Source organism: Paracraurococcus ruber, from assembly GCF_004353985.1.
Lineage (GTDB): Bacteria > Pseudomonadota > Alphaproteobacteria > Acetobacterales > Acetobacteraceae > Paracraurococcus > Paracraurococcus ruber.
Genome location: NZ_SMOA01000392.1, coordinates 1 through 3,872, shown reverse-complemented (window position 1 = coordinate 3,872; position 3,872 = coordinate 1). Strand labels below are relative to the sequence as shown.

Sequence of the window (3,872 nt, the reverse complement as noted above, 5' to 3'; positions counted from 1 at the left end):
GCTGGCGCTGGCCCTGCGCCCGCCGCGCCCGGCAGCCCTGGCGCCCGCCGCGGCCTGAGAGCGCGCGCCGGAGGGCCCGTCGGCGCGGTCCGAACCCGACGACCCCGTGCGTTTCCGGCGGGCCCCCATTCGCCGCTTCAATCGCGTCACACGAACCGAGCCAGAGGAGACCGCCCATGCCCATCCCAACCGCCATCGTGGTCGGCGTCGGCGCCGAACGCGGCCTCGGCGCCGCCCTCTGCCGCCGCTTCGCGCAGGGGGGCTACCATGTGCTGGCCGCCGGCCGCACCTTGGCGCGCCTGGACCAGGTGGTCGCCACCATCCGCGCCGCCGGCGGCAGCGCCGAGGCCGTGCCGACCGACGCGACGCGCGAGGCCGATGTGCAACGCCTGTTCGACCGCGGCATGGCGCCGGGCGAAGGCCGCGCGCCGGCGGACCTCGTCGTCTCCAATGCCGGCAACAACCGCCGGCTCGACTTCCGCGAGGTCTCGGTCGAGACCTTCGAGGATTTCTGGCGCGTCGGCTGCTTCTCCGGCTTCCTGGTGGGGCGGGAGGCGGCGCGGCGGCTGGTGCCGCTCGGCCGCGGCACCGTGCTCTTCACCGGCGCCTCCGCCAGCCTGCGCGGCAAGCCGGGCTTCGCGCATTTCGCCGCCGCCAAGGCCGGGCTGCGCGCGATCTCGCAGAGCATGGCGCGGGACTATGGGCCGCAGGGCCTGCATGTCGCGCATGTGGTGATCGATGGCGGCATCGACGGCGAGAGGCTGCGCAGCCGGGCGCCGCAGATGGTGGCCGAGCGCGGGGAGGACGGGCTGCTGGGCATCGAGGCGATCGCCGAGGCCTATTGGCACATCCACTGCCAGCCGCGCTCCGCCTGGACGCAGGAGCTGGATCTCAGGCCCTATCGGGAAGCATTCTGACGGCGCCGGCCGGCCAGGCGGCGGGCGCCCCGGCCGCCCCTGCGATGCGCGGCGACCGCCCAAGGCGGCGCGCCTGCCGATCCGAACCGGCGAACCGCCGCGGTGCACCGATCATGGGGTGGATTGACGCCGCGCGGCGTCGCTGCCGCACAGCCGCACGCTCCCGCGCGGGGCCGCCCGGCATGGCCGTCCCGGCCTCCGCCGCCCGGCCGCCATGCCCGGCGGCGTGTTGCGAGCGACGCGTTGCGGCGACCGGCGCCCGTGGCGGCGCGGGGCGGGCCGGCGGCCGGCCTCAGGCGGCCGGCACGCCTTTCGTGGTGCTGTACTCGAAATGCAGCGCCTCTCCCGGGAAGACCCGCGGATGGATCGCATGCGCCGCCATCGCTGCCTCGGAGAAACCCTGCAGGATGAGCTTCAGCTTGCCGGGATAGGTGGCGATGTCGCCGATGGCGTGGATGCCGGATAGGTTGGTCTCGCAGGTCGCCGGCGTGACGGCGATATGGGTGCGCTCCAGCCCCAGCCCCCAGTCCGCGATGGGGCCGAGTTCCATGGACAGGCCGTAGAAGGGCAACAGGTGGTCGGCCTCGACGGTCTTCGTCTCGCCCTTCAGCGTCGACAGCACCACGCCGCTCAGCCGCGTGCCGTCGCCCGCCAGCCCGTGCAGCTGGTAGGGGATGGCCATCTCCACCTCCCCGCGCGCCGCGGCCTCGTCCAGCCGCGCGGCGCTCTCGGGCGCGGCGCGGAATTTCGGCCGGCGATGCACCACCGTGACCCTGGCCGCGATCTCCTTCAGCGACAGCGCCCAGTCCACCGCGCTGTCGCCGCCGCCGGCGATCACCACGCGCTTGCCGCGGAAATCCTCCCGCCGCGCCACCAGGTAGCGCACGGCGCCGGAGGCCTCGTAGCCCGCCAGGCCATCCAGCGGCGGCCGGTTCGGGCCGAAGGCGCCGGCGCCGGCCGCCAGGATCACCGCCCTGGCGCGGATCTGGTCGCCGGCGCTGGTGCCCAGTTCCCAGGTGCCGTCGAGGCCGCGCAGCCGCTCCACCCGGCGGCCGAGGAGGTAAAGCGGGTTGAAGGGCGCCGCCTGGGTTTCCAGCCGCTCGATCAGCGCCGCGCCCTCGATCTGCGGATGCGCCGGGATGTCGAAGATCGGCTTCTCCGGATAGAGCGCGCTGCATTGCCCGCCGATGGCGTCCAGCGCATCCACCACCACGCAGCGCATGCGCAGCATGCCGCATTCGAAGACGGCGAAGAGGCCGACGGGCCCCGCGCCGATCACCGCCACGTCGGTCTCCACCGTCACGCCGGCGGCGTGCGACCCAAAAGCCTCGCCCGAAGCGCGCATCCCGCCAACCCCTGCCGTCATCGGCGCCTTCCCCGCGGAAGCCGCGCGTCCTACAGGAGATGGGGCGGCGCACCAAGCCCGCACCCGAAGCGCCCCTGACCCCGCCCGCATGACCGCCATGACGCTGACGCTTCCCCTGGCCGACCTCGCCGCCACCGGCCGGCTGGCGGGCCGCCTGGCGCCGCTGCTGCGGCCGGGCGACGCGGTGCTGCTGGAAGGCCCGCTCGGCGCGGGCAAGAGCGCCCTCGCCCGCGCCCTGCTGCGGGCGCTGGCGGGCGACCCGGCGCTGGAGGTCCCCTCCCCCAGCTTCACCCTGGTGCAGAGCTACGACCTGCCGGGCGGCGCGGAGGCGCATCATTACGACCTCTACCGGCTGGAGGGGCCGGGCGACCTGCGCGAACTGGGTTGGGAGGAGGCGCGGCGCGGCATCGTCCTCGTCGAATGGCCGGAACGGCTGGGGGCGGAACGGCCGGCGGACGCGCTGCTGGTCCGGATGGCCTATGGCCCGGGGGAGGAGGACCGGGTGGCGACGCTCTCCGGCTGGGACGGGCGGCTGGCGGCGGTGCCGGACGGGGCCGGCTGAGGCCGGGCCCGGGCGGGCCGAAGGTCGAACACGCCCGGCAGCCCGCGGGGACCGGCCAGCCCCGGCGCGGGCCCGGATGCGGCCGTCGCATACCCGGGCGCTGGCTTAATCCCGGCTTCATGGTGTCGCAGTACATCCGGTGACAACACCAGACGCCGGAGCTCCCACGTGCCCCTGATCGGCCGCCGCTTCCTGTTGAGTGCCGTCGCCCTGCCGGCCATGCCCGCCCTGGCCCGCGGCACGCCGGTCCAGGTCATGACCAGCGAATTCCCGCCCATGACCATCAACGACGAGGCGCGGCCGGGCTTCGTGAACCACCTGCTGCGCGACATGCTCCGCATGATCGGGCGGGACGCGCAATTCGTCTACCAGCCCTGGGCCGACACCCAGCGCCGGGCGCGGGAGGAGTCGGGGCGGCTGATCACCCCCCTGGCCCGCACCGCGGCGCGGGAGCCGCACTACCAGTGGCTGGTGAAGGTTCTCGACGTCGATTCGACCTTCGGCTCCCTCGCCGGCCCGCTCGACCTCGCCGCGGCGCGGCAGGTCCGCCAGGTTGGCGTGCTGCGCGGGGCGCTGCACCAGGCGCATCTGCAGCAGAACGGCTTCACCAACCTGGCGGAATTCGCCTCCCTGCCGGAACTGGTCGCCGCGTTGCTCGACCGCCGGATCGATGCGGCCTTCAGCAACGAGCTCGACATGCGGATCTATGCGCGGCAGGTGAATCCCGGCGCCACCCTGGCCTTCGGTCCGCCGGTCATCACGCTGCCGATCTTCATCGCATCCGGCCGCGACCTGGGCGACCTGCCGGTCGCCGATCTGCAGGCTGCCTTCGCCGCGCTGGAGCAGGACGGGACCATGGCCAAGGTCTATGCGGACTACACCGGCGGCCTCGCCCGCCGGTAGCCTGGCCGGCCAGCGCCCGGCGCGGCCGGCACGTCCCGGCGGGTGACGGGCAGCGGCATGGCGCGGCAGGGCGGGGCCCGCGCCGCGCGGCGTCGGCCAGCCCCGGCTTGGGCCAGCCCGGGCC

The 3,872-nt window shown here is 74.8% G+C and carries 4 protein-coding genes; 3 read left to right on the top strand and 1 reads right to left on the bottom strand.

The window, feature by feature from the left end; translation table 11 throughout:
* Positions 1–176 precede the first annotated feature (176 nt).
* Positions 177–917: an SDR family NAD(P)-dependent oxidoreductase gene (locus E2C05_RS29625; protein WP_133223212.1), complete on the top strand. Its 741-nt coding sequence runs from the start codon at positions 177–179 to the stop codon at positions 915–917.
* Positions 918–1,209: 292 nt separating this feature from the next.
* On the opposite strand, the gene E2C05_RS29620 is transcribed toward E2C05_RS29625, so the two are convergent.
* Positions 1,210–2,262, bottom strand: coding sequence for an NAD(P)/FAD-dependent oxidoreductase (locus E2C05_RS29620; RefSeq protein WP_133223213.1), 1,053 nt, complete (start codon positions 2,260–2,262; stop codon positions 1,210–1,212).
* A 118-nt stretch (positions 2,263–2,380) separates the two neighbouring features.
* On the opposite strand from E2C05_RS29620, the gene tsaE reads away from it, so the two are divergent.
* Together tsaE and E2C05_RS29610 are read left to right on the top strand one after the other, a co-directional pair.
* On the top strand, positions 2,381–2,845 hold the full coding sequence (gene tsaE / locus E2C05_RS29615) for a tRNA (adenosine(37)-N6)-threonylcarbamoyltransferase complex ATPase subunit type 1 TsaE (protein WP_133223211.1): 465 nt from the start codon (positions 2,381–2,383) through the stop codon (positions 2,843–2,845).
* Positions 2,846–3,013: 168 nt separating this feature from the next.
* On the top strand, positions 3,014–3,748 hold the full coding sequence (locus E2C05_RS29610; RefSeq protein WP_133223210.1) for a substrate-binding periplasmic protein: 735 nt from the start codon (positions 3,014–3,016) through the stop codon (positions 3,746–3,748).
* Positions 3,749–3,872: the final 124 nt, after the last annotated feature.